This is a genomic window from Streptomyces sp. Y2F8-2, assembly GCF_014905555.1.
Taxonomy (GTDB): domain Bacteria; phylum Actinomycetota; class Actinomycetes; order Streptomycetales; family Streptomycetaceae; genus Streptomyces; species Streptomyces cynarae.
The window spans coordinates 277,994-303,964 of sequence record NZ_BNGS01000004.1; the positions used below are offsets into that span (position 1 = coordinate 277,994).

Below are 25,971 nucleotides of genomic sequence, written 5' to 3' on the forward strand. Positions count from 1 at the left end.
GGGGTCAAGGGAGTATGGGCCGCGTCGACTTCGAGAGGGAGACCGTGTGGACGTCGGCGCCGCTGTGCTGCTCGCGGGGGCGGGGGTCGCCTCCGGGCTCGCCGGTTCGATCGCCGGTCTGGCCTCTCTGTTCAGCTATCCCGCGTTGCTGGCCGCCGGGCTCCCGCCGGTGGCCGCCAATGTGACCAACACCGTGGCGCTGTTCTCCAACACGGTGGGCACCGCCGTCGGCTCCCGGGAGGAACTCCGTGGCCAGCGCCGGCGTCTCGTGCGGCTCGCCCTGCTCGCGGCCGCGGGAGGCTCGGCCGGTGCGGCCCTGCTTCTGGGCACCCCGTCCTCGGCGTTCGAGAGTGTCGTGCCGTGGCTGATCGCCCTGGGGTCCGTACTCATCCTGGCTCGGGAGCCGTTGCGCCGGCTGGTGGCGAAACATCCGTCGAGCGGCGACGGCGTCCGCGCCAAGCTGCCGTCGGCCTGCGCGGTCCTCGTGGTGGGGCTCTACGGCGGCTATTTCGGCGCCGCGGCGGGTGTGCTGATGCTGGCCGTGCTGTCGCTGTCCGCGAGTGAGCCCCTGCCCGTGACCAATGCCGTGAAGAACATCGCCACGGGCGCCGCCAACGTCACCGCGGCCGTCGCCTACGCCTTCCTGGCCCCGGTCGACTGGACGGCCGCGACCGCGCTCGGGCTCGGCTGCCTCGTCGGCAGCCGGATGGGCCCGGTGATCGTACGGCGCCTGCCCGAGACCCCGCTGCGGATCGCCATCGCCCTGGCGGGCCTCGGCCTGGCCTTCTCCCTCTGGCGCCACGCGGGCGGACGGTGAGTCGGATTCCATCGCCTCATCAGATTCCGTCTCTGCCTACCCATTGACCTGCGGCGTCCACAACCCTAGCCTCCATCCTCATGTGTAGACGGCGTCCCTGTATGAGGACATCGTTCAAGTAGGCGACCGCGGTTCAAAGGGGAACTGACCCATGCCACTTGTTGTCGTAGCGATCAGCGTGCTGGTCCTGCTCTTCTTGATGACGAAGCTCAGACTCAACGGCTTCGCCGCCCTGTTGCTGGTGGCCGTGGGCGTCGCCCTCGTCCGGGGCATCCCGCTGGAGAAGATCCCCGACGTCCTCTCCGACGGCATCGGAGGGCAGATCGGCGACACCATGCTCACCATCGGGCTCGGCGCCATGGTCGGCCGGGTGATGGGGGACTCCGGCGCCGCCCAGCGGATCGCCGGAAAGCTGCTCGACGTCTGCGGCCCGCGCTGGGTCCAGGTCGCCATGGTGCTGACCGCCATGCTGATCGGCGTCACCATGTTCTACGAGGTCGCGTTCGTCATCATCGTGCCCATCGCGTTCACGCTGGTACGGGTCACGAGGGCCAACCTGCTGTGGGTCGGTCTGCCGATGTCGATCGCCCTGTCCACCATGCACAGCTTCCTGCCGCCGCACCCCGGCCCCACCGCCGTCGCCGCGACCTTCCACGCCTCGGTCGGACTCACCCTGTTCTACGGCCTGTTCATCGCCGTCCCGGTCGGTGCCCTGATCGCCCTGGTGTGGCCACGTCTTCCGTTCGTCCGGCGCATGAACCCGTCCATACCCACCGGCCTGGTCAGCGACCGTGTCTTCACCGAGGAGGAGATGCCCGGCATGGGCTGGTCGCTGTCGGTCGCCCTCCTGCCCGTGGTGCTGATCGCCGGCGCGGCGGTGACCGACCTGGCCACCTCCGCCTCCGGCCCCGTCCTGCACTTCGTCGCCTTCATCGGCTCCGCGCCCATCGCCCTGCTGCTCACCCTGTGCGTCGCGATCTGGGCGTTCGGACCGCGGATCGGCCGCAGTCTGGAGGAGGTCGGCGCCTCGTGCCGGTCGGCCGCCCAGGCGATGGCGATGATCCTGCTGGTGATCGGTGCGGGCGGGGCGTTCAAGCAGGTCCTCGTCGACGGCGGGATCTCCGACTACATCAAGAACGCCACGGACGGGTGGTCCCTGTCGCCGATCATCCTCGCCTGGCTCATCGCGGCCATCCTCCGGGTGGCCCTCGGCTCGGCGACCGTCGCCGTCGTCACCGCGTCCGCCGTGGCCCTCCCGCTGCTGGCGGGCAGCGGCGTGCACCCGGAGATCATGGTCCTCGCCGTCTCCTGCGGTTCGATCGCGTTCTCCCATGTGAACGACCCGGGCTTCTGGATGTTCAAGGAGTACTTCAACCTCTCCGTCCTCGACGCGATCAAGGCACGCACCACCTACACGACGGTCCTCGCGATCCTGGGCCTCGCCGGGGTCCTCGCCATGGAGTCGATCCTGGACGGCATCGGCGTGTGATCCGCGTCCCCCTCCCGCCCCACCACCTCAGCACCTGACCGAGGAGTCCTGCTCATGGGCCAGCCCACCGTCACCTCCTACTCCGTGTATCCGGTCGCCGGCCGGGACTCCATGGCGCTCAACCTCTCCGGCGCGCACGGCCCGTGGTTCACCCGCAACGTGGTCGTCATCGAGGACTCCGAGGGACGCACCGGGCTTGGTGAGGTGCCCGGCGGGGAGCGGATCACACGGACCCTGCGCGAGGCCGAGCCGCTCGTCGTCGGCGCACGCGTCGGCGACTACAAGCGGGTCCTGCGCGCCATGGGCGAGCGGTTCGCCGACCGGGACGCGGGCGGACGCGGCGAGCAGACCTTCGACCTCCGCACCACCGTGCACGCGGTCACCGCAGTCGAGTCGGCGCTCCTCGACCTGCTCGGGCAGCATCTCGAGGTGCCCGTCGCCGCCCTGCTGGGCGAGGGCAAACAGCGCGACTCCGTCTGCTTCCTCGGCTACCTCTTCTACGTCGGCGACCCCGACCGGACCGACCTGGACTACGTCCGCGAACCCGGCGCGAGGTCCGACTGGTACCGCATCCGCCACGAGGAGGCCCTCACCCCCGAGGCGATCGTCCGGCAGGCCGAGGCCACGCACGAGCTCTACGGCTTCCGCGACTTCAAGCTCAAGGGCGGTGTGCTGCCGGGCCCTGAGGAGGTCGCGGCGGTGCGCGCCCTGAAGGAGCGCTTCCCGGACGCCCGTATCACGCTCGACCCGAACGGCTGCTGGTCGCTGCGCGAAGCCGTCGAACTGTGCCGGCCCCTCGTCGGCACCCTCGCCTACGCCGAGGACCCCTGCGGAGCCGAGGGCGGCTACTCAGGGCGGGAGATCCTCGCCGAGTTCCGCCGGGCCACCGGGCTGCCCACCGCGACCAACATGATCGCCACTGACTGGCGTCAGCTCACCCACGCGCTGGCGCTGCAGTCCGTTTCCATCCCGCTCGCGGACCCGCACTTCTGGACCATGCAGGGGTCGGTCCGTGTCGCCCAGCTGTGCCACGACCTGGGGCTGACCTGGGGCTGCCACTCCAACAACCACTTCGACATCTCCCTGGCCATGATGGCCCACTGCGGAGCCGCCGCCCCCGGTGAGTACAACGCGCTGGACACCCACTGGATCTGGCAGGAGGGACTGGAGCGCCTGACCGTCGAGCCGCCGCGGATCACCGGCGGGGAGGTCGCCGTACCGGACACCCCCGGCCTCGGCGTCCGGCTCGACCGCGACCGGCTCCTCGCCGCCCACGAGCTCTACCTGAGCAAGGCCCTGTCGGACCGCGACGACGCCGCCGGCATGCGGTACCTCATCGAGGGCTGGACGTTCGACGCCAAGCGGCCCTGCACGGTGCGCGACTGACGCCGCCGAGCGCCCGTCATGCGTGCATGGCACTTGCCTAATAGATTTAGGAAAGTGCATAATCGCTTAAGGCTTACGAGCGAAGGGACGGTCGATGGCGCGCGCAGGGCTGACCACCGGACGCCTGGTCCGGGCAGGGGCGGAACTGGCCGACGAGGTCGGCTTCGACCAGGTCACCGTCTCCGCGCTCGCCAGGCGGTTCGACGTCAAGGTCGCGAGCCTGTACTCGCACCTGAAGAGCTCCCACGACCTCAAGACCCGGATCGCCCTGCTGGCCCTTGAGGAACTCGCCGACCGGGCCGCCGAGGCGCTGGCCGGGCGGGCCGGCAGGGACGCCCTGACGGCCTTCGCGAACGTCTACCGCGACTACGCCCGTGAACACCCCGGCCGCTACGCGGCGGCGCGGTTCCGGCTCGACCCGGAGACGGCGGCCGCAAGCGCCGGGGGCAGGCACGCGCAGATGACGCGCGCGATCCTGCGCGGCTACGACCTGACGGAACCGGACCAGACGCACGCGGTCCGGCTGCTGGGCAGCGTCTTCCACGGCTACGTCAGCCTGGAGGCGGCCGGAGGCTTCAGCCACAGCGCTCCCGACTCGCAGGAGTCCTGGACATGGATCCTGGACCGCCTCGACGCCCTGCTGCGCAACTGGCCCGCGGACGCGGACACTCGAACATGTTGATCAACAGGTTGAAGGCGATGAACACCCACTGGATCACCACACCCGTCACCGCGGACCTCCTGCGCGGCGCCCTCGACCTGGAGCACACCGCGCACGGCGTCCTGCCGCACCGGCTGCCCGCCCGGGCCCGCGCCCAGTGCGCCGACCCGCAACTCGCCCTGGCCGAGTCCCAGCCCTCCGGTGTCCGGCTGGCCTTCCGCACCCGGGCCACCGCCGTGGAACTGGACGCGCTGCCGACCAAGCGGGTCTACGCGGGCGCCCCGCCCCGCCCGGACGGCGTCTACGACCTGCTCGTCGACGGCCGCCTGGCGGGCCGGGCCAGTGTGCCGGGCGGCCACACCCTCACCATCGACATGGCCGCCGGAACAGCGGAACACCGGCCCGGGCACGCCGGCACCCTGAGCTTCACCGACCTGCCCGACCGGCTCAAGGACGTGGAGATCTGGCTCCCGCACAACGAGACCACCGAGCTCGTCGCCCTGCGCACCGACGCGCCCGTGGAGCCCGTACCGGACCGGGGCCGCAAGGTGTGGCTGCACCACGGCAGTTCGATCAGCCACGGCTCCGACGCCGCGAGCCCCACCACCACCTGGCCCGCGCTCGCCGCCGCCCTCGCCGGCGTGGAACTGATCAACCTGGGTCTGGGCGGCAGCGCCCTGCTCGACCCGTTCACCGCCCGCGCCCTGCGCGACACCCCCGCCGACCTGATCAGCATCAAGATCGGCATCAATCTGGTCAACACCGATCTGATGCGTCTGCGCGCCTTCACCGCCGCCGTGCACGGCTTCCTCGACACCGTCCGCGAAGGCCACCCCACCACACCGCTGCTGGTCGTCTCGCCCCTGCTGTGCCCCATCCACGAGGACACCCCCGGACCCAGCGCCCCGGACTTCACCGCCCTCGCCGCAGGGCGACTGAGCTTCCGGGCCGCCGGGGATCCGGCGGAGGTGGCACAGGGCAAGCTGACCCTCGCCGTCATCCGTGACGAGCTGGCCCGGATCGTACGGCAGCGGGCGGCCGACGACCCGCACCTGCACCATCTCGACGGCCGCGACCTCTACGGCGAGGCCGACGCCGCGGAACTGCCGCTGCCCGACGAACTCCACCCGGACGCCGCCACACACCGCCGCATCGGCGAACGCTTCGCCAAGCTGGCCTTCACGGCCGACGGCCCCTTCAGGCCCTAATAGCCGACGGAGAACGTGGCGTCGGCCCGGTCGGTGGCCGTCGAGATCGGGTCGATGCGCAGCACGTAGTCGGAGTGCCTGATGTAGCGGGTCGGGTAGTTGTACGAGCGGAAGGACGTCGACGAGGAGTCGGCGAGCCCCGCGGTGGAGTAGAACGTGGCGTCCTGTGCGAACGTCCAGGTGCCGTCGTTCACGTCCAGCCGCAGCTGGTAGTCGTAGTGCCGCAGATGGCGGGTCGGGTAGTTGACCGACTGGAAGGACACTCCCGAGCTGTCCGCGAGACCAGGCACGAGCTCACATAGGCCGAGTCCGCGGCGCGCGCGGGCCGGGCGCGGACGGTCAGGTCCGCGGACAGGGCCAGTGGCACGGTCGCGGCCATACCGAGGAACAGCCGGCGTGACGGCCGTGCACCGGGGCGGGGGTGGACGCTCATGCGCTCTCCAAAGGCGTTGCAGGTGACGGGATTTCGAACAAGGTTCGGTGAATCGGTCAGAAGGGAGAGGCGAGGTGAGCGAGCGTCAATGGTGAAGGCGGTGCTTGCCGATCCCTGTCCGGCAATGGCCCCTCAGGGCGTCGTGCCTCCCCGGGCGTCGCGCGAACGCCCCGTGGCCGCGGTGACTGTGGAGTCCCGGTGAACCGGTCGGCATGCCCGCACGTATCTCTTCCCGGGGACGGCGGGAGACCGCGGGCACGGAAGGAGAGCAGTGTGTCGACACCGACCGGGCAGGGTCAGCCGCTGCGGCGCCGGGTGCTGGAACCCACCTACGTCGTGCGCAGGCGCCGCACCGAGGCCCTGGCCGAACTGGTCAGAGAACTGCAAGAAGGGGAGAGGCGCCCGCCACAGCCCGTCTACGAGCCGATCGTCGTCCACGTGGCGCCGGCGACCGCCGAGGACGCGACGGAGGAACTGCCTCCCGTACCGTCCGCCCGGGGCCGGCGCGAGCGGCCCGTCGACGACGGACTCACCCTGCGCCGCGCGGCGATCACGGTCGGGGTGACCGCGGCCGCCCTCATCGGCTTCGGCGCCGCCCTCCTCCTGCCCGGCCCGCAGGGCGACGGCGCCGAGCAGCACGCCGCGGCTCCGCCGCCCCGGTCACCCGCCACCAGCGCCCCCGCTCAGCGGACGGGCACCGACCCCGACGGCCCCGGGACCCTGCGCGAGGGCGACAGGGGCCCACAGGTGACCGAGCTGCAAAAACGCCTGCTGCGCATCCCCGACGTCTACGAGCACGGGTCCACCGACGGCCGCTACGACGCCACGCTCGCCGCCGCCGTGGCCCGCTTCCAGCTCTGGTACGGCATCCGCGGCGACGAGACCGGCGTCTACGGCAACGACACCCGCCGCGACCTCGAGTCCCGCACCACGCTCTAGCGAGGTGCGGCAGCGGGCACGGGTCCGCGTACGGCGGCCGCTCACCCTCGATCCGTACGCTCCCGTGCCCGCCCAGCGGTACGGGCGTGTCGCGCATTCCCCCCGGCGCGACACGCCCGTCACCGTTCGGTCACCCGCTACCGCTTCAGCAGCCGTACGGCCAGCCCGTCCGCCGTGCACACGGGGACCGCCCGGTAGGCGTCCGACGCCACCGTGACGCGCCCGAACTGCCCGCGCAGCGACCCTGTCGCGATCACCGGGACGGTGGCGCCCGACGCCGGCGGCCGGTGCTCGTCCAGGCGGAGCGTCAGCACGCTGTCGCGGTCGAGCACCACGCGCCGCTCGACCGTCAGCGCCGCCTTGTGCCCCGCCCGCAGCGTGACGTCCAGGGCCGCCCCGGCCGCCTGCGTGTAGGAGCCGCGTACCCGTGCGGCGCCGGTCACCTCCAGCGTTCCGCCCGTCACCCGTACATCACCGTGACCCAGCGCGCTCCGCGAGGCGGCGACCAGGGTGCCGTCCTCGACGACGGTGCCGCCCGTGTACCGGTTGTCCCCGGTCAGGGTCAGGGTCCCGGTGCCGCGCTTGGTCAGGCCGCCCTGTCCGCCGATGTCGTTGCGCCAGCTGTCGTGCGCGCCGAACCCGCCGTCGGCCGCGTCCATCGTCACGCGCACGTCCGTGTCGAAGGAGCCGTAACCGTCCGCCGCCGCGAACAGGTTGAGCCGCCCCCACTGCTCGAAGCCGTCCAGCAGCACATAGCCGGAGGGCAGCGCGGTCGTCCGCAGCACCTCGCGCCGCTGCGCCGCGTCCAGGTACGGCAGCCGCGTCTCCAGCAGCACCTCGGCGCCCTTGGGCACGGTCAGGTCGCTGTGGCGCCCGTGGCGGGTCAGCACATAGGTCAACCGGGGCCCGACCGCACGGGCGTTGGTGTCCCGGTCGGCGTACGGGTCGGTGTCCGTGGCCGCCGAGTGCGCGTAGGCGTAGAGCGTGTCGGCCGTCGCGCCGGTCTTCTCCTGGAAGTAGGCGAGGGCCTGGGCGCGTGCGGCTGCCTTGAGGCCGGCGTTGGCGGGGTCGGCGAGCGTGGCGGCGGCCAGGGCGGTGGCCATGATGCGTCCGCCGATCACGTCGACGGTGGAGTGCATGCCTGCCACGATCCGGGTGTGGCTCAGTTCCAGGGCGCGGGTCACCAGCTCCTGGAAGCGCTCGGGGACCGCGTACGCGTAGGCCAGGCCCGCCAGGTGGAAGGCGTTGGTGTGGCCGCTGGGGAACCCGCCGTCGTCGGTCGGGGACGTGCTGCGCTGGCGCAGCAGCTGGGGAGCGACGACGACGTCGGACTCGTAGACCGGGTAGCCGAGCGCGTCCATCCTCCCGGTGTCGACGACCTCGCTGTCCTCGTTCATGCGCCATGGACGCGGGTACTGGTAGGCGTACTTGGCCGGGTTGCCGGACGCGTAGGGCCCGCGCAGGGTGTCGACCAGCTCGGCCACCTTGCCGAGCGCGGAGTCGTGGGAGCCGGCGCCGAGCGCGGAGCCCGCAGGGGCGTCGGTGGGCACGGCGTCGTCGATCTTGGCCGGCGGCGTGCCGTCCGGCGCGCTCGTGATCGACGTGACCGCCTTGGCGCCCGCCTTGTAGAGGTCGGCCAGCGGGCCCAGGCCGGCGATCATCGCGTAGCTCTGGTGCTGCCGGTCGTAGAGGAACGCCTCCTTCGCCTGCGCGTCGGTGCGGGCGGAGGTGATCCGGGCGCAGTAGCGCATGTTGGCCCGCAGCACCTCGGGCATCAGGGGAGTGCCGGTGTTCCAGGCGCCGCCCGTCTTCCACACGGTGCTCATGCCGCCGAGAACGCGGACGACCGCGTTGGTCTCGGGGGTGAGGTGGGCGAGCACGTTCGTCCGGTAGTCGTCGACGAACGCGGCGGGGCTCGTGGCCGCCTTGGCGTCCGCCGCGGCGAGCCAGCCGGCGAAGGTGGGCGCGGCCAGGAGCCCCGCCGAGGCACCGAGCGAGGTCTTGAGGAAGCCTCGGCGGTTGACGGACGAGGTGGTGTGGTGCCCGGCGGGTGACGGCATGCGTGAGCCTCTCTTCAGTTCTTCGGCGGTGCGGTCGGCATGGGAAGTGGCGTGCGAGCGCGTGCGACTCGTGGGCGGCTCGTGAAGGCACCCGAGTCAACTGATGCGTACGAGCGAAGATCCACGGTCGAGTCGTGTCCCGTCGGCGAGAGTTCGCCGACCGGGACGTGTCCTGTACGTGAACGAGGCCGATCCGTCAGCCGGAGCCGACACGGCTGCCGGCCATGCTGTCGTAGAAGGGCGTACCGGGAGAGACGTCCGAGGGCTTCACCGGGCGGTCGGCCGCGGCGGACGCGTAGATACCGGCCACCAGTGCGAGAGTGCGCCGGGACTCTTCGAGCGGCACGGGCGGTGGGGTGCCGTCGCGCAGGGAGGACAGCACCTTCGCGAACTGGGCCCAGTGCCCGCTCCGGGAGTTCTGCGCGGCCGCCTCGTCCCCGCCGCCGGTCAGGCCGGCCTGCCACGCGGCGAGCACGTCGTCATGTCCGGGTGCCGGCGTCACACGCCAGTCCTCGTCCCGGTACCCGTACAGGTGCGTCACCTCCACGGTGGCGTGCTCGAAGTCGTAACGCAGGTACGACTCCTGCCGCGGCGAGAGGGCGCTGTTCACCACGGAGGCCACGGCTCCGTTGGAGAACGTCACATGGGCCAGCGAGACGTCCTCGGTCTCCGTACGGCGTGCCTGCGTCCTGGTGACGGCCCGCACCTCGGTCCAGTCGCCGAGCAGGTCCAGCATCATGTCCATCTGGTGGATGCCGAGCCCCATCGTGGGGCCGCCGCCCTCGGTGTCCCACCGGCCGCGCCAGGGCACGTCGAAGTACGCCTGGTCGCGAAACCACGTGGTGTGACAGACCGCCAGCAGCGGGCGGCCGAGCAGTCCCGAGTCCACCAAGGCCTTGAGCCGGGCCTGGCCCCGGCCGAAACGGTGCTGGAACACGGTCGCGAACCACGGCGGCTCGCCCACGGCGGCGGCGATCTCGTCGAGTTCCCGCAACGACAGCGCGGGTGGCTTCTCCACCAGCACGCTGGCCCCGGAGCGCAGGCAGGCCAGTGCCTGGTCGCGGTGGAGTCCGGGCGGTGTGCACAGATAGACCAGGTCAGGGCGGGACCGGGCGAGCAACTCGTCGATGTCGTCGTAGCCGGCCGGTGACCCGTGCTGGGTCAGGAAGGCGTCCAGCCGGGTCGGGTCGGTGTCCGCCGCAGCCACGATCGTCGCGGCGACCGGACCGGGGGACGTGAGCGCGGCCGCGTGATCCATGGCGACGTCGCCGGTACCCACCACCGCAATCCGTATCATTTCGTCCATCACTCACGCTCCATCCTGGTTCGGCTGGTGGTAGGAAGTAGGGCTGTCCCGCTGCCGGCGGCGCGCCCGCCCGGTGACGTCCGGGCGTCCCACGCAGACGGCGTCATGCGAGGTACGTCGCGGAACGGGCGTGTTCGATCGTCAGCGCGCTCACGCCGGTGATCGCCGCGTCGAAGCCGAGCTCGCTCACCGCTATCCGCGGCACCCAGGGGATCCGGCCGACGAGGCGCCTGGTCAGCTGCTCCGCGGACTCCTCGCTGTACTGTGCGAACGCGCCGGCGAGCACGATGACCTGGGGCGAGAGCACGACCGAGGTGGCGACGAGGGCGAGGGCGATCGAGTCGAAGAACTCGTCGCGGGCCCGCGCGGCCTCGCTGTCGCCCTCCCGGCAGCAGGCCATCATCGCGCGGAACGCGGGACCGATGCGCTTGCCGTGCAGGCCCTCCCGGGCGGCGAACGGAAGCACCTGCGCCGCCAGGGTCGACTCGACGTCGCCCTGTTCCGTGAAGTAGCGGGCGAACGATGCGCTGGACGTCAGCAGGAAGCCGATCTCACCCGCGGCCGACCGGTGCCCACGGTAGAGATGCCCCTCGTTGATTATCCCGGCGCTCAGTCTGGCGCCCAGCACGAGCGCGACGGCACTCTGTGCGTTCGCGAGGGCTCCGCCGGTCCACTCGCCGTAGGCGGTCGCGTTGGCGTCGTTCTCGATGTGGATCGGCAGACCGCACCGTGCCGAGACGATGTCGGCGAGCGGCACTTCCTGCCAGTCGAGTTCGACCGCCTTCGACACCACCCCCGCGTGCACGATGCCGGGAACCGTGATGCCGATGGCGACGATCGGCGCTGTCACTCCCGTCTCCGGGGAGGTCAGCCGGTCGACGAGGTGCAGCAGCCCGTTGATGCGGGCGGCGCCTGCGTCCCGGCCGTCGAGGTCGAAGGTGTGGCTCTCCTCGTACAGCGTGGTTCCGCCCAGGTTGACCACGCGTCCCCGTGCCGTGTACTCGGTGACGTCGACAGCGACGATCGCGCGGGCCGACGACGCGAATCGCAGCAGCGTCGAGGGCCGGCCGACTGAGGAGCGCACCTGTCCCGCGAGTTCGACCGAGCCTTCCTCTATGAGCGCCGAGCACAGGCGTTCGATGGTGGCCGAGCCGAGCCCGGTGCGCTCCTGGATGTCACGTCGAGACAGTGGTCCGTGCTCGCGGAGTACGTCCAGGATCGCGGTCCGGTTGATCTCGGTGACGTGCCGAGTTGTCGCGGTGCGCGGCGCCCGTCGTTTCACAACCCTCCCCAATAGCCATCGGACTGAGGATAAGTCTCGTCCGCTCGTTTCTCGGCTGTGGCCCGGAGACTATCAGCCCCCCGCTGCGCGACAAGAGCGCCAGATGTGCACATGAGATGGCGCCAACCCTTGTGGGTATTCAATCACAGTGATAGGAAACGGGAACCTGCTACTGCCAGCGGCCGGTGGCCTGCTCCGTCCGCTCCGACGAAAAGGGATCGAAGATGACCAGTGTGGGTGTGCGGCGCTCCCGCCGACTCGGCCGCGGCGGCATACGCCGCGTGATTCCCCTCGCTGCCGTGGCCGCGGCAGGTGCCCTTCTGCTCTCCGCCTGCGGGTCCGGGTCCGGCTCGGGCGGGAACTCCAAGTCGCTGACGTTCTGGATCTCAACGGTTCCGGGGCAGGACGCGGGCTGGAAGAAGCTGGTGACGCAGTACAAGAAGGAAGCCGGCGTCGACGTCAAGCTCGTCAACATCCCCTACGACGGCTACACGACGAAGCTGCACAACGCCGCGCAGGCGAACTCCCTGCCCGACGTGGCGGCCGTGCCGGCGCTGGACCCGATCTGGTCGAACAAGCTGATCGACCTCAGCTCCATCGCCAACAACAAGAGCTACAACATCAACGCCAACTTCCTCGCCAAGGACTCGTCCGGGAAGGTGCTGTCCATCCCCTCGGACGTCACCGCGTCCGGACTGTTCATCAACGAGACGCTGTTCAAGAAGGCCGGCGTCTCCTTCCCGACCTCGCCCCAGAAGACCTGGACCTGGACCGACTTCATCGCGGCGGCGAACAAGGTCCGGGAGAAGACCGGCGCCAAGTACTCCCTGGCGTTCGACCAGTCGCCGTCCCGGCTCCGCGCCATGGTGTACGAGATGGGCGGGAAGTACGTCCACGCGGACTCCTCCGGGAAGTTCTCGGTGGACGACGCGACGAAGAAGGCCGTGAACACCTTCGTCGGATGGAACGACGACAAGACCATGCCGAAGTCGGTGTGGACCAGCGGCGCCGACCCGTCGGCCATGTTCCAGAGCGGTGACGTGGTCGCCTACTGGTCCGGCGTGTGGCAGGTTCCCGCCTTCGCGGAGAACATCAAGAAGTTCGACTGGGCGAGCGTCCCGACTCCCGCCCAGCCGGTGCAGGCCAGCGACGTCAACAGCGGCGGCATGATGGTGGGCTTCAACAACAACGGCGCCGCAGCCACCGCCGCGCAGAAGTTCATGTCGTGGATCTACGAGCCGGACCACTACCGCGAGCTGTGTGAGGCCTCCGGGTTCCTGCCGGTCGAGAACGGTCTGAACCCGAAGTACCCCTTCACCTCCGAGGCGGCGCAGGCGGCGTTCAAGCTGTACAACGAGGAGATCCCGCTCTACGCCCCGATCTCGGGTTACTTCAACAACGCGCAGACGGCCTGGGTGCTGAAGGGCAAGAACCTCACCACCGACCCGACCAAGACGGAACTCGGCAAGGCGATCAACGGCCAGCAGTCGGCCGACAAGGCCCTGGACAACATCGTGGCCGGCTACAACCAGCAGGTCGGCGGCTGATCGCAGGCCGACGGGCCCGGGCGGCGGGGTCGGGACACCGCCGCCCGGCGTTGGGCGCCCGCTGATGCCGGGCTCATGGCGTGAGCCCACAGGAACCCATTCCACCAGCACGGAGTCAGGAAGATGACAATTAGCGCTTCGGACGTGTCCGCGAGCCCGCCCAGGAGACGCAGCAAGTACACCCTCGCGCCGCTCGTCCTCATCGCGGCCAATGTCGTGCTCTTCGCGCTGTTCTTCGTCTGGCCTGCGGTGATCGGGCTCGTCTACTCCTTCACGAACTACACGGGCGTGGGAGTGTTCCAGTGGGTCGGACTGGACAACTACCACAACCTGTTCGGGGACTCCACGTTCTACGACGCACTGACCCGGACGCTGCTGTACACCGTCCTCTTCGTCCCGCTGAACTTCGCGCTCTCGCTGCTCGCCGCCAACCTGGTGGTGAACAAACACGCCAAGGGCTCGTCGGTCGCCCGCGTCATCTTCTTCATCCCGTGGCTGCTGTCGCCCATCGTCGTGGGCGTCCTGTGGCGGTGGCTGTTCGGTGAGAACTTCGGACTGGTCAACTACGTCATCGAGAAGCTCGGCGGGTCCGCCGTTCCGTGGCAGTCGAATGCGGACCTGTCGCTGCTGGTGGTGGTGATGGCGGCATCCTGGATGTGGACGGGGTTCACGATGCTGCTGTTCATCGCGGCGATCAAGAACGTTCCGGTGTCGTACTACGAGGCGGCCTCGCTCGACGGCGCCGGCCCGTGGCGCCAGTTCATCAGCATCACGCTGCCGAGCATCGCGCCCACCTCGTTCATCGTCATCCTGCTCAACACGATCAACGCGATGAAGGAATACCCGGTGTTCGTCGCCCTCAACAACGGCGGACCCGGATCGTCGAACAACCTGCTCGTCCAGTACATCTATGAGACCGGCTTCAAACGCGGCCAGATCGGCTACGCGAGCGCAGCGTCATTCGTGCTGATGCTCATCCTGATGGCCGTCGCGATCATCCAGCTGATCGTCAACCGGCGGGTGGAGAACCGATGACAACCACAGACATGCCACGCCCGCTCGACGCCGATGCGAAACAAGCGGTTCCAAGGAAGCGACCGCGCAACGCGGTCGGCGGTGGGCTCCGTCGGGCGGTGCCCGCGACGACACTGCTGTGGATTCTGGCGTGCCTCTACGGGTTGCCGGTGCTGTGGTTCATCCTCAGCGCCTTCAAGCCGTCCAGCGACCTGTTCTCCTATCCGCTGACGCTGGTCCCGCACAACCCCACCCTGTCGGGGTTCAGGGCAGCGTGGGACAGCGCCAACTTCTCCCAGTACTTCATCAACACGGCCATCGTGTGCGTGATCACGACGATCCTCACGCTGGGTGTCAGCTGCTGCACCGGCTACGCGCTGGCCAAGTACGACAACATATGGCTCAAGGCCTTCTTCCTGTGCATCCTGGCAACCACGATGCTGCCGGGCGAGGTCATGCTCGCCCCGGAGTTCCTGGTGGTCCGCAACCTCGGCCTCTACAACTCTTTCGCCGGCATCATCCTCCCGGCCGTGCTCACCGCGACCGGATGCTTCATGTTCCGCCAGTTCTTCCTGACGGTTCCCGACGAACTCGTGGAAGCCGCACGCATCGACGGTGCCCGAGAACTGTCGATCTTCGTGCGGATCATGGTGCCGCTCTCCCGGCCCATCATGCTGACCCTCGCCATCCTGTCCTTCCAGTGGCGGTGGAACGACTACATCTGGCCGCTGCTGATGCTGAACGACCCCAACAAGTTCACCGTGCAGATCGGCATCCAGAGCATCGTCGGCGCGCAGAACGTCAACTGGTCGGTACTGCTCGGCGCATCGGTCATCTCCATGATCCCGCTGATCGTCATCTTCCTGGTCTTCCAGCGCTACGTCATGGGCGCCGACATCAACGCCGGACTGAAGGACTGACCGTGCAGATCACGCTGGACCGCGAGTTCGTCCGCGAGGTGGCCCGCGCCGCCGACCGGCAAGCCCTCCCGTTGACTGCCCGCCCGGACGAAGAACCAGCCGGCCTGGCCCATCGCGGTCTGGCGCGCCGGGTGAAGACACTGCTCGCGGCGTACCGTTCACCCGACTCGGCACTGCACGGCAGCGAGCGGGCCGTCGCCGCCACGATGACCCACCTCGCCGCTCTCATGGCGCTGCAGACCCCCTCCGGCCTCTTCGCCGGCGGGGACAACGTGCAGTCACCCCCGGATTCCGCGTTCACCATCAACGACGTGTGCGACGCGCACGTCCTCGCGACGGGCGCGGGGCCGGAACTGCGTGAGGCCTCCGCCGCCCTCGCCGAGATCGCCGGCGCGGCCGCCGAAAGCCTCCGGACAGGCGGAGTCCACACCCCGAACCACCGGTGGGAGCTGTGCGCGGCGCTGGCCCGGCTGCACCGGTCGTTCCCCGACGGCCGGCTGCTCGACCGGATCGAAGCGTGGCTCGCCGAGGGCGTCGACATCGACGCGGAGGGCCTGTTCTCGGAGCGGAGCGCCAACTACGCGGCCCACGTGTCCAACCCGTCGCTGCTGCTGCTGGCCGACGTCCTCGGCCGCACCGACCTGCGCGACGCCGTCGAACGCAACCTCACCGCGACCCTGGACCTCATCCGCCCGGACGGCACGGTGGAAACCGTCCACTCGCGGCGGCAGGACCAGAACCAGCCGTTCCCGCTGGCGCCCTACCTGCCGCACTACCGGCTGCTCGCGATCCGCACCGGCCGGGGCGACTTCAGCCGGGCGGCGCGGCTGGCGGCAGCCTGCGGCATCGACGACCCCAACCTGCTCGCCGAGACCATCCTGACCCCGGACCTGTGCCGCGCGCTGCCGGCACCGGCGCCGGAGACCCTTCCCCGCGAGCGGTACATCGCCACGGCGCGCCTTGCCTCACGCGCCTCCGCTGCTGCGCACACCGTCGTGTACGGCGGCTCCGACGTGCCCGAGTACCGCCGCATTCGCTCGGGCCTCGCCAACAATCCGACCTTCCTGCGGCTGTTCGCGGGCGACGCGATCCTCGACGCGGTCCGGCTCTCGCGGGGATTCTTCGATATGGGGCCGTTCCGTGCCACGGGCATGCAACGCCTCGCCGACGGCCGGTACCGGCTCACCGAAACCCTGACCGCCGCCTACTACCAGCCGCTTCCGCCGACCGAGCGGCGATCCGACGGCGCCTACCGGATGGCGGACGAGGGACGTTTCTCGGCTGCGATGGCTTTCCAGGACCGGCCGCGGGACGAGGTCGCGCTGACGACCGGCATCGACGTGGACCTTCGAGAAGACGGTGCCGACCTACGGATCGACATGAGCGGACCACGGGTGCCGTGGGCACTCGAACTCACCTTCCGGCCGGGAGGCGAACTGCACGGTGCCGTACCGATCGGCGACAGACACTGGTGTCTCACGACCGGACCGATGACCTACCGGGCGGGCGACAGTGAGATCCGCGTCGAGGTCGGCGTCCACGCCGGGGAGCCGCTCGCAGAGCCGGAGCAGACCGACATCCTGCGGTACGACCCGGGTCAGGACTACACGTTGCTGGGCGGAACCGATGCGACGACCGGGGACCGGGTCTATGTCGGCGGACACGGCCCGCAGACATTGAGCGTCGCACTGCGGGCTCGCCGACCCGACCTTGTCGTGCGACCTCAACGCCGTTGACCTGGTAGCCGGCTCCGGAGGTCCTTCCAGGGCCGGCGCGCTCGCACGGCGTCAGGGGCGGCGTGACGGCTCCCGGCCCGACCCTGCCGGGGGCGCCCCGTAGGGTGCCGGCAGGGCCGTCCCCGGCACGATCAGGTCGGCGCGGTCCCGGGTCGCCGCGATCAGATCCGCGTTGTGCTGGTCGGTGCCCAGCACCCAGGCCACCGCCGCGTCGTGCTCCTTGCCGAACTCCTCGTGGCGGGCCACCAGTCGCCGGATGCGCTCCTGCTCGTCGATCTCGCAGAACCACACCTCGTCCAGGTAGGCCCGTACGCGTGCCCACGCCCCCGTACCCAGCAGCAGGTAGTTGCCCTCGGTCACGACCAGCCGCGCCGACGGCGGCACCGGGATCGCCCCCGCGATCGGCTGCTCCAGCACGCGTTCGAAGCCCGGCGCGTACACGATCTCGCCCTCCCGCTCCTCGTGCAGGCGCCGCAGCAGCGCCGCGTACCCGGCCGCGTCGAACGTGTCGGGCGCGCCCTTGCGGCCGCGGCGGCCCAGCCGGTCGAGTTCCGCATCGGCCAGGTGGAAGCCGTCCATGGGGACGTGCGCCGCCCACGGCGGCCCGTCGCCGTTCAGCTCACGGACCAGGTGCTCGGCGAGCGTCGACTTGCCGGCCCCCGGGCTGCCGCAGATGCCGAGGACAGCTCGGTGGCCGGGGCGGGTCAGGGCCGCCGCCCGCTTCAGGAGGTCGTCGAAGTTCATCGTCCCGTCATTGCACCAGAGGTCGCGCAGGATGGCGAGACCGGGGTACGGGGCGCGGGGACCGACCGGCCGTCGAGTCACCGGTGTACGTGAGGGACCGCCGGGAAGGCGCGTACCGGTCGCGGACGCCCTGGAGTACCTGCACGCGCTCGGCCGCGCCCACACCGGCGTGCGGTTCACCCGGACCTGACGCCGGGTCCGGCAACGGCGTCGTGCTGCACGCCCGCCGACGGAGTGTCGACAGGGCGCAATGTGGCACTCGCCACCCTCTGCCCGGCGTTCATGAGGGAAGGTGGCTCCTATGACGAAGCTCGGTCTTCCGGACGGTATCCAGGCCTGCCTCTTCGATCTCGACGGGGTCATCACCAAGACCGCCGTCGTCCACGCGACCGCGTGGAAACAGACGTTCGACGACTTCCTGCGTGCGCGGGACGGGGCCGACTTCCGCCCCTTCGACGACAGCGACTATGACGAGTACGTCGACGGACGGCCCCGCGCCGACGGCGTCCGCACCTTCCTGGCCTCCCGCGGCATCCGGCTACCGGAGGGCGCCTCCGACGACCCGCCCGACCGGCAGACCGTGCACGGCCTCGGCAACCGCAAGAACGAGCTGCTGCTGGAGCTGATCCGCACCCGCGGGGTCGAGGCGTACGACGGCACCATCCGTTACATCGGTGCCGCACGGGCCGAGGGCCTGCGCACGGCCGTGGTCTCCTCCAGCGCCAACTGCCGTGACGTGCTGCGGTCGATCAACGCCGAACACCTCTTCGACGTACGCATCGACGGGGTCGTGGCCGCCGAACGGCACCTGCCCGGCAAACCGCACCCGGACACCTTCCTCGCCGCCGCACACGACCTCGGCGTGGAGCCCAAGGCCGCCGCCGTCTTCGAGGACGCGCTCGCGGGCATGGACGCCGGACGCTCCGGCCACTTCGGATACGTCGTCGGCCTGGACCGCGTCGGCCAGGCGGACGCGCTGCGCGCCCACGGCGCCGACGTCGTCGTACCGGACCTGGTGAACCTGGGGGAGTGGTCGTGATCACGCACAACTCGTACACCGTCGAGCCCTGGACCCTGCGTGAACGCGGCCTGAACCTGGACGTGCTGCCCCAGAGCGAATCGGTGTTCGCGCTGTCCAACGGGCATGTCGGCTGGCGCGGCAACCTCGACGAGGGCGAACCGCACGGACTGCCGGGCAGCTATCTCAACGGCGTCCACGAGACCCACCCGCTGCCCTACGCCGAGGCGGGCTACGGCTATCCCGAGTCCGGGCAGACCGTCATCAACGTCACCAACGGCAAGATCATCCGGCTGCTCGTGGACGACGAGCCCTTCGACCTGCGCTACGGCCGGCTGCGCTCCCACGAACGCGTCCTCGACCTGCGCACCGGACTGCTCACCCGGACCTGCGAGTGGACCTCACCGGCAGGCTCCACGGTCCGCGTACGCTCCACCCGGCTGGTCTCCTTCACCCAGCGCGCGATAGCCGCCGTCGCCTACGAGGTGGAACCGGTCGGCAAACCCGCACGGATCGTCGTCCAGTCCGAGCTGGTCGCCAACGAGCAACTGCCCGGCCGTGACCGCGACCCGCGTGCCGCGATCGTGCTCGAGTCGTCGCTGGAGGCCGAGGAGAACTTCGCGAAGAGCACCCGTCTGCGGCTGGTGCACCGCACCCGGCGCAGCGGCCTGAGGGTCGGCGCCGCCGCCGACCACGTCGTCACCGGCCCCGACCCCACCACGACCGAGAGCGAGGCGACCGACGACCTCGCCCGCCTCACCGTCGCCTCCGCACTCGACCCGGGTCAGACGCTGCGGGTGGAGAAGTTCGTCTCCTACGGCTGGTCCGGCACCCGGTCCCTGCCCGCGATCAGCGACCAGGTGGACGCGGCGCTCGCCGCCGCCGCCGGCGTCGGCTGGTCGGGGCTCGTCGCCGAGCAGCGGGAGTACCTGGACGAGTTCTGGGCGCGCTCGGACGTCGAGATCGACGGGGACGAGCAGATCCAGCAGGCGGTCCGCTTCGCCCTCTTCCACGTCCTTCAGGCCGGGGCCCGTGCCGAGCAGCGCGCGATCCCCGCCAAGGGACTGACCGGCTCCGGCTACGACGGGCACGCCTTCTGGGACACCGAGATGTTCGTGCTGCCCCCGCTCACCTACACCTCGCCCGGAGCCGTCGCCGAAGCGCTGCGCTGGCGGCAGAACACCCTGCCCGCGGCCCGCGAACGTGCCGTCCAACTGGGCCTGCGGGGCGCTGCGTTCCCGTGGCGGACCATCGACGGCTCCGAAGGTTCGGCGTACTGGCCGGCCGGTACCGCAGCGTTCCACGTCAACGCGGACATCGCCGACGCCGTCGTCCGCTACGTCGCCGCCACCGGCGACGAACGCTTCGAACGCGACACCGGACTCGAACTCCTGGTGGAGACGGCCCGGCTGTGGCGGTCGCTCGGTCACCACGACCACCACGGCACCTTCCACATCGACGGGGTGACCGGCCCCGACGAGTACAGCGCCATCGCCGACGACAACACGTACACCAATCTGATGGCCCGCGCGAACCTGCTGGCCGCCGCCGACGTGGTCGAGCGGCATCCGCGCCGCGCCGGGGAACTGGGCGTCGACGACGAGGAGGCCGCGGCCTGGCGGGACGCCGCCGAGGCCATGCACATCCCGTACAACCAGGATCTCGGCGTCCACGAGCAGCACGCCGGGTTCACCCGCTACCAGCGCTGGGACTTCGCCTCCACCGGCGCCGACCAGTATCCGCTGATGCTGCACTTCCCGTACTTCGACCTGTACCGCAAGCAGGTCATCAAGCAGGCCGACCTGGTGCTGGCGATGTACACGTGCAGTTCCTTCTTCGACGCGGAGCACAAGGCGCGCAACTTCGCCTACTACGAACCCCTCACCGTCCGCGACTCGTCGCTGTCCGCCTGCTGCCAGGCGGTCATGGCGGCCGAGACGGGCCACATGCGGCTCGCCTACGACTATCTGCACGAGGCCGCGCTGATGGACCTGCACGACCTGGAGCACAACACGCGCGACGGTCTGCACATCGCCTCTCTCGCCGGCACCTGGATGGCGCTCGTCGCGGGCTTCGGCGGCATGCGCCACCACGGGCAGCGGATCGCGTTCGCCCCGCGCCTGCCGGAGAGGTTCGGCCGCCTCGCCTTCACGCTGCAACTGCGGGGCCGCCGACTGCGGGTGGAGATCGGCCGCGGCGCGGCCACCTACACGCTGCAGAACGGCGACCCGCTGACCATCCACCACCACGGCGAGCCGTTCACGGTCGACGCCGACAAGCCGCAGACCCTGGACATCCCGCCGCTCAAGCCCCGCCCCGCACCGGACCAGCCACCGCACCGGCGCCCGAACCACCCGGATGCGAACGAGGGCTGAGGCCGCACGCGCCGCTGCTCACCATGCCGTCCGGCACGGTGAGCAGCGACTGCCCGGACTCAGCGAGAGGTCAGCTTCCACAGGTGGTCGGCGGTGCCGTTGTCGGACCACTGCAGAACCTGCGCGCCGGAGGACGTGCTCATGTTGTTCACGCCGAGCAGGAGACCGCTGTTGTAGTTGGCGATCTTGTAGTAGCCGTCGCCGGACGGGACGAGCTGCCAGAGGTGGTCGTCCGTGCCGTTGTCGCCCCAGATCAGGGCCGTGCCGCCGTTACTGGTGCTCATGCTCTGGATGCCGAGCAGCAGACCGCTGGACTGCTGGACGATCTTGTAGAGGCCCCGGCCCGCGGACACCAGGGTCCAGTTCTGGTCGGTGCCGGTGGTGGAGGTCGCCTGGACCACGGACGTGCCCTGTGCGGTGCCCGCGCTCTGGGTGTCCAGGGCCAGGCCGCTGTTCTTGTTGGTGATCTGGTAGCGCCCGGCCAGTGAGGTGGAGGTGCCGGTGGGCGTGACGACGATGTGGTAGCCGTCGGACGCGTTCATCGTCACCGGCACCGTGATCGAGCCGTTCGAGACCGTGTAGTCGGTGTCGGAGATGGTGATCGGGCCGGACACCGCCGTCGTGCGGCCCTTCGAGGGCGTGTACTCCAGCTTGACGTGGACCGTGCTGCCGAAGGCCGACAGAGAGTTCAGGCCGTTGATCGTCACCGCACAGGAGCCTGTGCAGCCGCCGGCGACGACGCTGATCTGGTTGCCGGAGCCGTTGAGGGAGGCGATGCCGTCGATGCCCGTCTGGGCCGGGGGCGTGGTGACGAGCATGTTGCCGGACATGTCGCCGTACCACTTGTACGCCCAGTACGCGCCGTTGGGGGAGCCACCGGTGTCGGTGAGGGTGTCGCCGAGGGTGCCGTAGTGGTTCCAGAAGGCGAGCTCGGCGTCGTGCACACCGGCCCGCTCGAACTTGGCGACGTACCCGATCAGCGGCCCGGGCACGCCGACCTCGCTCGTGGTGCCGTACTCCTCGATGGCGATCGGGCGCGGGCTGATGCCGAGGCCGGACTCCAGGGCGCGGTACGCCGACACGTGCGCGGCGATGTTGCCCGACCCCTGCAACTCGTGCCAGGAGATGATGTCGGGTACGGTTCCGGAGGCCTTGGCGTCGGTGAGGAACTGGCTCATCCAGCTCTGGTTCCAGGCCGAGTAACTCGGGCCCTGGACGGGGGTCTTGGTGTCCTTGCTGCGGACCTCCCTGTACGTGCGGGCCCAGCCTGCGTCGAACGCCCCCGCGTTGGTGGTGTCCCAGGTCCAGTCGGGCTCGTTCCACAACTCGTACGCGGCGATGTCGGTGGCACCCGACGCCTGCACGGAGGCGACCTGCTTGTCCACGGCCGACAGCCACTCGCTCCAACTGACCCACTTATAGGGGAAGTTGGGGTACCAGTCCGGCATGCGGACGACGACCTTGGCGCCGGCCCGCGCGGCCTTGGGCGCCACGACCAGCGCGTCCCCGGCGGGCTTCGGCTCACCGTTGGGCAGCTGGGAGCCGCCCGGCGCCATCTGCACGAACGTGTTCGGCTTCAGCGGGGTGACCAGGCTGTCGGCGGGGGTGGTGTCGTCGGCGAGGCCGTAGAGGCTGCCGGTGGCGACGTGGGTGACCGGGCGGAGGGTCTGGTTCGCGTTCACCACCAGGGTGGTCGAGGACGTCGGGGACGCCTGGACGGGGGCGGCGGTGGCGAGGCCGGCGGCGAGGACGGCTGTGCCGACGGCGGCGGTCAGGCCGACGCGTCTGCGAGTGCGGCTCATGAGATTCTGGCTCCTGAGGAGAGGGAATCGGGGGGATGTCCGTCCTGGTCCGTCCTGTACGGACTCAGTCCTTCACCGCGCCCGCGGTGACACCCGCGGCCACGTAGCGCTGTGCGAGGACCAGCAGGACGGCTGCGGGGATCGACGCGACGACGGCGGTGGCCATGATCGCGTTCCATTCCTGGTTGTTGTTGCCGATGTAGTGGTAGATGCCGAGGGTGATCGGGCGCAGATCGCCGCCGCCGTCGAGGGTGTTGGCGAAGACGAAGTCGGACCAGGCCCACAGGAAGCTGAAGAGCGAGACGGTGACCACGGCGTTGCGGCTCACCGGGAGCACCACGGACAGGAAGGTGCGCCAGGTGCCGGCGCCGTCGATGCGGGCCGCGGCGATGAGCTCACCGGGGATGCCCGACATGAACGCCGTGAAGATCATGACGCCGAAGGGCACGGCGATGGTGGAGTCCGCGACGATGAGCCCCCACCAGGAGTTGAGCAGCCCGAGGTCGAGGAAGATCCCGTAGAAGCCCATCGCCATGACGATGCCCGGGATCATCTGTGCCACCAGCAGGGCGAGACCGAGGAAGCCGCCGCCCCGGGGCCGCAGCCTGGCCAGCGCGAAGCCGGCCGGGGCGGCGAGGACCAGGGTGAGGACGACCGTGCCCAGGCCGATCAGCAGGCTGGTGCCCAGGTACGGCATCTGGTCGTTCAGAACGGCCCGGTAGCCCTCGAAGGTGGGGTGCAGCGGAAGGAGGTCGGGCGGGCTCTTGCGCATGTCCTGCTGCGGGGTGAGGGACACGTTCAGCATCCAGTACACCGGGAACAGCATCACGGCGGTGAGCAGGACGCCGATGACCGTGTAGAGGCGCGAGCGCCGGGCGGAACCGCGGTGGGCGGTCATGCTTCCTGCCTCCTCTGGACGCGGATGTACAGCAGCCCGAAGACGAGGGCGATGAGGATGAGGATGTTGCCGACCGCGGCCCCGGGGCCGAACTTCGGCAGCAGCGTGCCGAAGCCCAGTTGGTAGGACCACGTCGCCAGGGTGGACGAGGCGTCGCCGGGACCACCCTTGGTCATGATCCAGATCAGGTCGAACACCTTGAGGGTGTAGACGAGACCCAGCAGCAGCGTGATCGCCGACACCGGACGCAGCAGGGGGAAGGTGACGCGCCGGAACTGCTGCCAGGCACTCGCCCCGTCCAGCGACGCGGCCTCGTACAGCTCGGCCGGGATGTTCTGCAGACCGCTGTAGAGGATGACCAGGTTGAACGGGATGCCGATCCAGATGTTGGCGATGACGACCGAGGTCAGCGCCCAGTCGGGGGAGTTGAGCCAGTCGACCGGTGACACGCCGACGAGGTGCAGGGCGTAGTTGATGACGCCGGACTCGCTGTTGAACATCCACGACCAGGTCGACGCCGACACGATCAGCGGCAGCAGCCACGGGATCAGGAACAGGGCCCGGAGCGTGCCGGCCAGCCGGAAGTGCCGGTTGAAGAAGACCGCGAGGGCGAGTCCGGCGGCGTACTGGAAGGCGATCGACACGAAGGTGAAGATCATGGTGTGACGCATGGCCGGGCCGAACGTCGGATCGTCGAGGACGGTTCTGAAGTTGTCCAGCCCGGAGAACGGCGCGTCGCCCGCCACGAACGACCGGACGGTGTAGTCGCGCAGGCTCAGGTCCAGGTTGCGGTACAGCGGGTAGAGGTAGAAGGCGGCGAGGTAGACGACCAGCGGGGCGAGGAAGGCCAGCGCGGTGAGCCGGCTCCTGCGGCGCTGACCGCGCCGCAGCGCCGACGAGTCCTTCCCGTGGGTGGCGCCGGTCGCCCCGGACCTGGCCGGGGACCGCTGGGAGCGGCGGTCGACGCGGGCGATGGTCATGCGAACTCCTGGATGCGGGTGGGTCCGGGGCGGCGGTGCCGGGGGTCAGCTCTTGCCCTTGGCGGCGGCCGTCTGCGCGGTGTCGAGGGCGTCCTTGGGGCTCTTGCTGCCGGACAGGGCGGACTGCACGGCGGTCCACATCGGCTGGGAGATCGTCGGGTACTTGGTGCCCAGACCGCCGCTGGTGCGGCCACGCGCCGCGACCACCGCGTCAACCCACGGCTTCAGCAGGGGGTTCGCCTTCACCTGCTGGGCCTGGACCTCCTGGGTGGGGGCGACGTACATCAGGGTGTTGTCCGTCGACAGCAGGTTGGCGGAGCTGGTCAGACACGTGACGATCTTCTTGCTGACGTCGTAGCGGGAGCTGTCCTTCTGCACCGGGACGGTGACGAACTCGCCGCCGGTCGGAACGGGTGCCGAACCGCCGTTCTGCCCCGGGATGCTGATGACCCCGTACGGGAAACCGGCCTTCGCCGCGTTGCCGAGCTGCCAGGTACCGTTCTCGCCGAACGCGTAGTCGCCCGTGGCGAACTCCTGCCAGCTGGTGGTCTGGGTGTTCTGCAGGACGTCCTTGGGCGCGTAGCCCTCGTCGACCCACTGCTTCCACAGCGACAGGGCGGCGACGCCCTTGGGCGAGTTGAGCTGGGTGAGGTCGCCGCCGGCGCCCCAGAACCACGGCAGGAACTGGAAGCTGCCCTCCTCGGTGTTGATCGCGGAGAACGTGACGCCCTTCTTGCCGGCCGCCTTCACCTTCTCCAGGGCGGCCGTCAGGGACGCCCAGTCCGTGATGGAGGCGGGGTCGACGTGGGCGGCGGACAGGACCTTCTTGTTGTAGTACAGGGCGAGCGTGTTGGCGCCGATCGGAACCCCGTAGGGGGAGCCGTCGATGGTGCCCGCGCCGATGATGTTCTTCTGGATCGCGGACGTGTCCAGGCCGAGGTCACTGGTCTTGTTGAGGATCCCCGCCTCCACCAGCGTGGAGACGACCGGGTTGTCCACGAGCATCACGTCGGGGGCGTTGCCCTGCTGCGCGGCCAGCAGCGCCTTGTTGCCGAGGTCCGTGGTGTCCATGCCGGTGCGCTTGACCTTGACCCCGGCGTCGCTACCGCACTTGGTGACGAGCTCGCCCCACGCCGAGGAGGCGTCGAACTGCGGGTACGGGTCCCAGAAGGTGTAGGTCGCGCCCGATTTGCCGGACGAGGACGAGGACGAGGAGGAGCCCGAACCACCGCCGCAGGCGGCGGAGGAGGCGAGGGTGCCGATCACGGCGACGGCGGCGAGCAGGGTGCGGCGGGTGTGTCTCACGGGTGACCTCGATGTCTTGGGGTGTGGCGGGCTGGGGGACGGGAGGAGGAG

The 25,971-nt window shown here is 70.0% G+C and carries 20 protein-coding genes and 1 pseudogene; 12 read left to right on the plus strand and 9 right to left on the minus strand.

The window, feature by feature from the left end:
• Window positions 1-46: 46 nt before the first annotated feature.
• The 5 genes from SY2F82_RS15640 to SY2F82_RS15660 all read left to right on the plus strand — a co-directional run bounded on the left by SY2F82_RS15640 (window position 47) and on the right by SY2F82_RS15660 (window position 5,561).
• Window positions 47-817, plus strand: coding sequence for a sulfite exporter TauE/SafE family protein (locus SY2F82_RS15640; RefSeq protein WP_200419682.1), 771 nt, complete (start codon window positions 47-49; stop codon window positions 815-817).
• Between the two features lie 151 nt (window positions 818-968).
• Window positions 969-2,306, plus strand: coding sequence for a gluconate:H+ symporter (locus SY2F82_RS15645; RefSeq protein WP_200419683.1), 1,338 nt, complete (start codon window positions 969-971; stop codon window positions 2,304-2,306).
• Window positions 2,307-2,360: 54 nt separating this feature from the next.
• Window positions 2,361-3,692 carry an enolase C-terminal domain-like protein gene (locus tag SY2F82_RS15650; protein ID WP_200419684.1) on the plus strand — a complete coding sequence of 444 codons (1,332 nt, stop codon included), beginning with the start codon at window positions 2,361-2,363 and terminating at the stop codon, window positions 3,690-3,692.
• Window positions 3,693-3,786: 94 nt separating this feature from the next.
• Window positions 3,787-4,374 (plus strand): TetR/AcrR family transcriptional regulator, encoded by a 588-nt coding sequence (locus tag SY2F82_RS15655; protein ID WP_200419685.1) that lies wholly within the window; start codon window positions 3,787-3,789, stop codon window positions 4,372-4,374.
• A complete protein-coding gene (locus tag SY2F82_RS15660; protein WP_374707165.1) occupies window positions 4,368-5,561 on the plus strand; it encodes a GDSL-type esterase/lipase family protein in 1,194 nt (397 codons plus the stop codon). Before SY2F82_RS15655 ends, SY2F82_RS15660 begins: the two co-directional genes overlap by 7 nt.
• Here SY2F82_RS15660 and SY2F82_RS15665 read toward each other — a convergent pair.
• Window positions 5,558-5,857: pseudogene (locus SY2F82_RS15665) on the minus strand (AbfB domain-containing protein); the annotation flags it as partial. The gene SY2F82_RS15660 and the pseudogene SY2F82_RS15665 sit on opposite strands and share 4 nt — an antisense overlap.
• A gap of 410 nt (window positions 5,858-6,267) precedes the next feature.
• On the opposite strand from SY2F82_RS15665, the gene SY2F82_RS15670 reads away from it, so the two are divergent.
• On the plus strand, window positions 6,268-6,933 hold the full coding sequence (locus SY2F82_RS15670) for a peptidoglycan-binding protein (protein WP_200419686.1): 666 nt from the start codon (window positions 6,268-6,270) through the stop codon (window positions 6,931-6,933).
• A gap of 137 nt (window positions 6,934-7,070) precedes the next feature.
• On the opposite strand, the gene SY2F82_RS15675 is transcribed toward SY2F82_RS15670, so the two are convergent.
• The 3 genes from SY2F82_RS15675 to SY2F82_RS15685 all read right to left on the minus strand — a co-directional run bounded on the left by SY2F82_RS15675 (window position 7,071) and on the right by SY2F82_RS15685 (window position 11,581).
• Window positions 7,071-8,993: a phosphatase PAP2 family protein gene (locus SY2F82_RS15675; RefSeq protein WP_200419687.1), complete on the minus strand. Its 1,923-nt coding sequence runs from the start codon at window positions 8,991-8,993 to the stop codon at window positions 7,071-7,073.
• A gap of 196 nt (window positions 8,994-9,189) precedes the next feature.
• A complete protein-coding gene (locus tag SY2F82_RS15680) occupies window positions 9,190-10,299 on the minus strand; it encodes a Gfo/Idh/MocA family protein (RefSeq protein WP_200419688.1) in 1,110 nt (369 codons plus the stop codon).
• A 103-nt stretch (window positions 10,300-10,402) separates the two neighbouring features.
• Window positions 10,403-11,581, minus strand: a complete 1,179-nt coding sequence (locus SY2F82_RS15685) for an ROK family transcriptional regulator (protein ID WP_200419689.1) — start codon at window positions 11,579-11,581, stop codon at window positions 10,403-10,405.
• Window positions 11,582-11,805: 224 nt separating this feature from the next.
• On the opposite strand from SY2F82_RS15685, the gene SY2F82_RS15690 reads away from it, so the two are divergent.
• From SY2F82_RS15690 to SY2F82_RS15705, 4 genes are all read left to right on the plus strand, one after another.
• Window positions 11,806-13,128, plus strand: a complete 1,323-nt coding sequence (locus SY2F82_RS15690) for an extracellular solute-binding protein (RefSeq protein ID WP_200419690.1) — start codon at window positions 11,806-11,808, stop codon at window positions 13,126-13,128.
• Window positions 13,129-13,251: 123 nt separating this feature from the next.
• The gene (locus tag SY2F82_RS15695) at window positions 13,252-14,163 is read left to right on the plus strand and encodes a carbohydrate ABC transporter permease (protein WP_200419691.1); all 912 of its coding nucleotides are present in this window, start codon (window positions 13,252-13,254) and stop codon (window positions 14,161-14,163) included.
• Entirely contained in the window at window positions 14,160-15,062 is a 903-nt protein-coding gene (locus SY2F82_RS15700) for a carbohydrate ABC transporter permease (protein WP_200419692.1), read from the plus strand. The genes SY2F82_RS15695 and SY2F82_RS15700 overlap by 4 nt, the downstream gene beginning before the upstream one ends.
• Before the next feature lie 2 nt (window positions 15,063-15,064).
• The gene (locus SY2F82_RS15705) at window positions 15,065-16,798 is read left to right on the plus strand and encodes a hypothetical protein (RefSeq protein WP_200419693.1); all 1,734 of its coding nucleotides are present in this window, start codon (window positions 15,065-15,067) and stop codon (window positions 16,796-16,798) included.
• Window positions 16,799-16,849: 51 nt separating this feature from the next.
• On the opposite strand, the gene SY2F82_RS15710 is transcribed toward SY2F82_RS15705, so the two are convergent.
• Window positions 16,850-17,542, minus strand: a complete 693-nt coding sequence (locus tag SY2F82_RS15710; protein ID WP_200419694.1) for a nucleoside/nucleotide kinase family protein — start codon at window positions 17,540-17,542, stop codon at window positions 16,850-16,852.
• 301 nt (window positions 17,543-17,843) lie between these two features.
• Between SY2F82_RS15710 and SY2F82_RS15715 the strand changes: the two genes are divergently transcribed.
• Together SY2F82_RS15715 and SY2F82_RS15720 are read left to right on the plus strand one after the other, a co-directional pair.
• On the plus strand, window positions 17,844-18,581 hold the full coding sequence (locus SY2F82_RS15715; RefSeq protein WP_200419695.1) for a beta-phosphoglucomutase family hydrolase: 738 nt from the start codon (window positions 17,844-17,846) through the stop codon (window positions 18,579-18,581).
• Window positions 18,578-20,935, plus strand: coding sequence for a glycoside hydrolase family 65 protein (locus SY2F82_RS15720; RefSeq protein WP_200419696.1), 2,358 nt, complete (start codon window positions 18,578-18,580; stop codon window positions 20,933-20,935). The genes SY2F82_RS15715 and SY2F82_RS15720 overlap by 4 nt, the downstream gene beginning before the upstream one ends.
• Window positions 20,936-20,994: 59 nt before the next feature.
• Here SY2F82_RS15720 and SY2F82_RS15725 read toward each other — a convergent pair whose 3' ends face one another.
• From SY2F82_RS15725 to SY2F82_RS15740, 4 genes are all read right to left on the minus strand, one after another.
• A complete protein-coding gene (locus tag SY2F82_RS15725) occupies window positions 20,995-22,737 on the minus strand; it encodes an RICIN domain-containing protein (protein WP_200419697.1) in 1,743 nt (580 codons plus the stop codon).
• Between the two features lie 64 nt (window positions 22,738-22,801).
• The gene (locus SY2F82_RS15730; RefSeq protein WP_200419698.1) at window positions 22,802-23,635 is read right to left on the minus strand and encodes a carbohydrate ABC transporter permease; all 834 of its coding nucleotides are present in this window, start codon (window positions 23,633-23,635) and stop codon (window positions 22,802-22,804) included.
• Window positions 23,632-24,615 (minus strand): carbohydrate ABC transporter permease, encoded by a 984-nt coding sequence (locus SY2F82_RS15735; protein ID WP_200419699.1) that lies wholly within the window; start codon window positions 24,613-24,615, stop codon window positions 23,632-23,634. The genes SY2F82_RS15730 and SY2F82_RS15735 overlap by 4 nt, the downstream gene beginning before the upstream one ends.
• A 45-nt stretch (window positions 24,616-24,660) precedes the next feature.
• Window positions 24,661-25,920 (minus strand): extracellular solute-binding protein, encoded by a 1,260-nt coding sequence (locus tag SY2F82_RS15740; protein WP_200419700.1) that lies wholly within the window; start codon window positions 25,918-25,920, stop codon window positions 24,661-24,663.
• Between the last annotated feature and the right edge of the window lie 51 nt (window positions 25,921-25,971).

What these genes read in the sequence shown, in the direction of transcription:
- SY2F82_RS15690 (WP_200419690.1), top strand. Translation starts at nt 11,806, where the DNA reads ATGACCAGTGTGGGTGTGCGGCGCTCCCGCCGACTCGGCCGCGGCGGC.
- SY2F82_RS15715 (WP_200419695.1), top strand. Translation starts at nt 17,844, where the DNA reads ATGACGAAGCTCGGTCTTCCGGACGGTATCCAGGCCTGCCTCTTCGAT.
- SY2F82_RS15650 (WP_200419684.1), top strand. Translation starts at nt 2,361, where the DNA reads ATGGGCCAGCCCACCGTCACCTCCTACTCCGTGTATCCGGTCGCCGGC.
- SY2F82_RS15700 (WP_200419692.1), top strand. Translation starts at nt 14,160, where the DNA reads ATGACAACCACAGACATGCCACGCCCGCTCGACGCCGATGCGAAACAA.
- SY2F82_RS15725 (WP_200419697.1), bottom strand. Translation starts at nt 22,737, where the DNA reads ATGAGCCGCACTCGCAGACGCGTCGGCCTGACCGCCGCCGTCGGCACA.
- SY2F82_RS15645 (WP_200419683.1), top strand. Translation starts at nt 969, where the DNA reads ATGCCACTTGTTGTCGTAGCGATCAGCGTGCTGGTCCTGCTCTTCTTG.
- SY2F82_RS15710 (WP_200419694.1), bottom strand. Translation starts at nt 17,542, where the DNA reads ATGAACTTCGACGACCTCCTGAAGCGGGCGGCGGCCCTGACCCGCCCC.
- SY2F82_RS15655 (WP_200419685.1), top strand. Translation starts at nt 3,787, where the DNA reads ATGGCGCGCGCAGGGCTGACCACCGGACGCCTGGTCCGGGCAGGGGCG.
- SY2F82_RS15680 (WP_200419688.1), bottom strand. Translation starts at nt 10,299, where the DNA reads ATGGACGAAATGATACGGATTGCGGTGGTGGGTACCGGCGACGTCGCC.
- SY2F82_RS15735 (WP_200419699.1), bottom strand. Translation starts at nt 24,615, where the DNA reads ATGACCATCGCCCGCGTCGACCGCCGCTCCCAGCGGTCCCCGGCCAGG.
- SY2F82_RS15695 (WP_200419691.1), top strand. Translation starts at nt 13,252, where the DNA reads ATGACAATTAGCGCTTCGGACGTGTCCGCGAGCCCGCCCAGGAGACGC.
- SY2F82_RS15675 (WP_200419687.1), bottom strand. Translation starts at nt 8,993, where the DNA reads ATGCCGTCACCCGCCGGGCACCACACCACCTCGTCCGTCAACCGCCGA.
- SY2F82_RS15660 (WP_374707165.1), top strand. Translation starts at nt 4,368, where the DNA reads ATGTTGATCAACAGGTTGAAGGCGATGAACACCCACTGGATCACCACA.
- SY2F82_RS15730 (WP_200419698.1), bottom strand. Translation starts at nt 23,635, where the DNA reads ATGACCGCCCACCGCGGTTCCGCCCGGCGCTCGCGCCTCTACACGGTC.